3 protein-coding genes and 1 rRNA gene are annotated in these 3,728 nt (G+C 65.0%); all 4 read left to right on the forward strand.

Translation table 11 applies throughout. From position 1 onward, the window contains the following. Positions 1-459 (forward strand): HD domain-containing protein (locus HZB86_11445; GenBank protein ID MBI5906137.1); only part of this gene is annotated, 459 nt, incomplete at its 5' end. Between the two features lies 1 nt (position 460). Then, positions 461-1,285, forward strand: a complete 825-nt coding sequence (locus tag HZB86_11450) for a TIGR00282 family metallophosphoesterase (protein ID MBI5906138.1) — start codon at positions 461-463, stop codon at positions 1,283-1,285. Continuing rightward, positions 1,261-2,466 (forward strand): tyrosine--tRNA ligase, encoded by a 1,206-nt coding sequence (locus HZB86_11455; GenBank protein ID MBI5906139.1) that lies wholly within the window; start codon positions 1,261-1,263, stop codon positions 2,464-2,466. The genes HZB86_11450 and HZB86_11455 overlap by 25 nt, the downstream gene beginning before the upstream one ends. Before the next feature lie 268 nt (positions 2,467-2,734). After that, positions 2,735-3,728: ribosomal RNA gene (locus tag HZB86_11460) — 16S ribosomal RNA — on the forward strand; the annotation flags it as partial.

Here is a 3,728-nt window from a genome sequence, read left to right on the forward strand (position 1 = left end):
GACATCGGGAAGGCGGTCGCCCACGGGGTCGAAGGGCCGCATGCGCTGATCGGCGCCGACCTGGCGCGGAAGTACGGGGAGTCCGCCCGGATCGTACACGCGATCGGGGCGCACCACGAGGACGAGTCGCCGAAGGACATCCTGCCGATCCTGGTCCAGGCCGCGGACGCCCTCTCCGGCGCCCGCCCCGGCGCACGGCGGGAGATGCTCGCCAACTACCTGAAGCGCCTCGAGGACCTCGAGGCGATCGCGAAGTCGTTCGCGGGGGTGGAGAAGTCGTACGCGATCCAGGCCGGCCGCGAGGTGAGGATCATCGTGGACAACCAGAAGATCGGCGACGACGCGGCGACCATGCTCGCGCGCGACATCGCCAAGAAGGTCGAGACGGACCTGTCGTACCCCGGCCAGATCCGCGTGACCGTCATCCGGGAAACCCGCGCCGTGGAGTACGCGCGATAACATGTGGGTCCTGTTTCTCGGAGACGTCGTCGGCAAGCCCGGCCGGAAGGCCGTGGCGGAGTTCCTGTCGCGCCTCCGGAACGTCCGGGACGTCGACCTGGTGATCGCCAACGGGGAGAACCTCGCCAGCGGGATGGGGATGACGGAAGCCTCGGTACGAGAGATGTTCGACGCCGGGGTGGACGTGCTGACCGGCGGGAACCACGTCTGGGACAAGAAGGAGGGGGCGCCCCTGGTCCGGTCGGACGAACGGATCCTGCGCCCCGCGAACTATCCGCCGGGCGTGGAGGGGCGGGGCTGGGGCCTCTTCCGGGGCCGCAGCGGCACGCCGTACGCGGTGGTCTCCCTCATCGGAAGGGTCTTCATGGGCGGGTACGACTGCCCGTTCCGGTGGGCCGACGCGGCGCTCCCCGAGATCCGGAAGTCGGCCGCCTGCGTCGTGGTGGATTTCCACGCGGAGGCGACCTCCGAAAAGCGGGCGCTCGGGCTGTACCTCGACGGAAGGGTGTCGGCGATCGCCGGAACGCACACGCACGTCCAGACCTCCGACGCGGAACGGCTTCCGAAGGGGACCGGGTACATCACCGACGCGGGGATGTGCGGCCCCCGCGGATCGATCATCGGGATGGACCCGCAGGGGGTTCTCCGTCGGTTCCTCTTCCAGGTGCCCACGCGGTTCGAGGTGGCGTCCGGGGAACCCGAGGCGTCGGGAGTGTTCTTCGACCTGGACCCGGGGGACGGCGGGTGCCGCGCGGTGCAGCCGTTCCGCATTTCCGAAACGACGATGAGAGGTAAGGAACCATGGAAGACGTTCTCCGGTCCTTGAGGCGCGGCACGGTCGAGGTGATCTCCGGGGAGGAGCTGTCCCGGAAGGTCGCCGCGTCCTCGAGGGAGAAGCGGCCGCTTCGCGTCAAGGCGGGTTTCGATCCCACGGCGCCCGACCTCCACCTGGGGCACACGGTGCTGATCCAGAAGCTGAAGCACTTCCAGGAGGCGGGACACCAGGTGGTCTTCCTGATCGGGGACTTCACCGGCATGATCGGCGACCCCTCGGGGAAATCGGAGACCCGGAAGGCGCTCACGCGGGAGGACGTCGACCGGAACGCGGTCACGTACAAGGAGCAGATCTTCAAGATCCTCGACCCGGACCGGACCGAGGTGCGGTTCAACTCCGAATGGCTCTCCCCCCTGCGCATCGAGGAGATGGTGCGGGTCGCCGCGCAGATGACCGTCGCACGGATGCTCGAGCGGGACGACTTCCGGAAGCGGTACGAGGAACAGCGCCCGATCTCGATCCACGAATTCCTCTACCCGCTGTTCCAGGGGTACGACTCCGTGGCGCTGCGGGCCGACGTGGAGTTCGGCGGGACGGACCAGAAGTTCAACCTCCTCGTGGGACGCGACCTGCAGCGGGCGTACGGCCAGGAGCCGCAGGTGGTCATGACCACGCCGCTGCTGGTGGGGCTCGACGGGGTGAACAAGATGAGCAAGAGCCTCGGCAACTACGTCGGGATCACGGAACCGCCGGAGACGATCTTCGGGAAGCTGATGTCGATATCCGACGACCTCATGCTTTCCTACTACGAGCTGCTGTCCGACATTCGCGTCGCGGAGCTCGCCGCCTTGAAGGCGGGGATCGCCGACGGATCCCGCCACCCCATGGAGGCGAAGGTCGCCCTCGCGCGCGAGCTGGTCGCGCGCTTCCACGGGGCGGGGGCCGGACGGGAGGCGGAGGAAGGGTTCCGGAAGCGGTTCACCGCGCGGGAGTTCCCCGCCGACGCGCGAAGGGTGGACGGGAAGACGCTGGGGGAAGCACCCGACCTGGCCACCGTGGTGTCCCGCGTGTCCGCCTCGTTCAACACGAAGTCCGCCGCGCGCCGCCTGATCGCGCAGGGGGGGCTGGAAGTGAACGGGGAGAGGGCGTCGGACCCCGCCGCGGCCCTCGCGGGAAAAGGCGATATCCGCTTGAAAATCGGCAAGAAGGAGTTCGTCGTCCTGTCGTTTTGACGGGCGCCGCCGGGGCGGCGGATTTTTCCCTTGCAAGAGGATTTCGCCTCGGATATATTCTCGTCTCCCGTAGCGGTAAGCGCTCCCCGCGGGGCGCGGCAAACGGCAAATTCGGGAAAAAACATCTTGACATGAGATGTATGTTTTCGTAGATTAGCAAGTCTGCCCGCGAAGAGGTAGCCGCGGCCGGGAATCACCGGATCTTTGAAAACTGAACAGGGAATGCGAAGCGCGTACGGATCTTTTGGTTTTTCCCGCTTATCGCAAATAAGTGGAGAGTTTGATCCTGGCTCAGAACGAACGCTGGCGGCGTGCTTAACACATGCAAGTCGAGCGAGAAAGGGGGGGGGCAACTCCCCTGAGTAAAGCGGCGCACGGGTGAGTAACGCGTGGGTAACCTACCCCTCGGCGGGGGATAACTACTCGAAAGGGTGGCTAATACCGCATGAGACCACGGGGTCCTCGGACCCTGAGGCCAAAGGTCGCACCGGCTTGCCGGTGCTGTCACCGGGGGATGGGCCCGCGTCCGATTAGCTAGTTGGCGAGGTAACGGCTCACCAAGGCTACGATCGGTAGCTGGTCTGAGAGGATGATCAGCCACACTGGAACTGGAACACGGTCCAGACTCCTACGGGAGGCAGCAGTGAGGAATATTGCGCAATGGGGGAAACCCTGACGCAGCAACGCCGCGTGGGTGAAGAAGGCCTTCGGGTCGTAAAGCCCTTTCGGACGGGACGAACGCTCCGCGGTGACAAGCCGCGGAGTCTGACGGTACCGTAGGAAGAAGCACCGGCTAACTCCGTGCCAGCAGCCGCGGTAATACGGAGGGTGCAAGCGTTGTTCGGAATTACTGGGCGTAAAGCGCGTGTAGGCGGCCCTGTAAGTCAGATGTGAAAGCCCTCGGCTTAACCGGGGAAGTGCATCTGAAACTGCTTGGCTTGAGTACCGGAGAGGGAGGCGGAATTCCCAGTGTAGAGGTGAAATTCGTAGATATTGGGAGGAACACCGGTGGCGAAAGCGGCCTCCTGGACGGATACTGACGCTGAGACGCGAAAGCGTGGGGAGCAAACAGGATTAGATACCCTGGTAGTCCACGCCATAAACGATGGGCACTAGGTGTAGGGGGTATCCACTCCTCCCGTGCCGAAGCTAACGCATTAAGTGCCCCGCCTGGGGAGTACGGCCGCAAGGTTAAAACTCAAAGGAATTGACGGGGGCCCGCACAAGCGGTGGAGCATGTGGTTCAATTCGACGCAACGCGA

This window comes from Deltaproteobacteria bacterium, assembly GCA_016234845.1.
GTDB lineage: Bacteria > Desulfobacterota > Deferrimicrobia > Deferrimicrobiales > Deferrimicrobiaceae > JACRNP01.

What these genes read in the sequence shown, in the direction of transcription:
- HZB86_11450 (MBI5906138.1), top strand. Translation starts at nt 461, where the DNA reads ATGTGGGTCCTGTTTCTCGGAGACGTCGTCGGCAAGCCCGGCCGGAAG.
- HZB86_11455 (MBI5906139.1), top strand. Translation starts at nt 1,261, where the DNA reads ATGGAAGACGTTCTCCGGTCCTTGAGGCGCGGCACGGTCGAGGTGATC.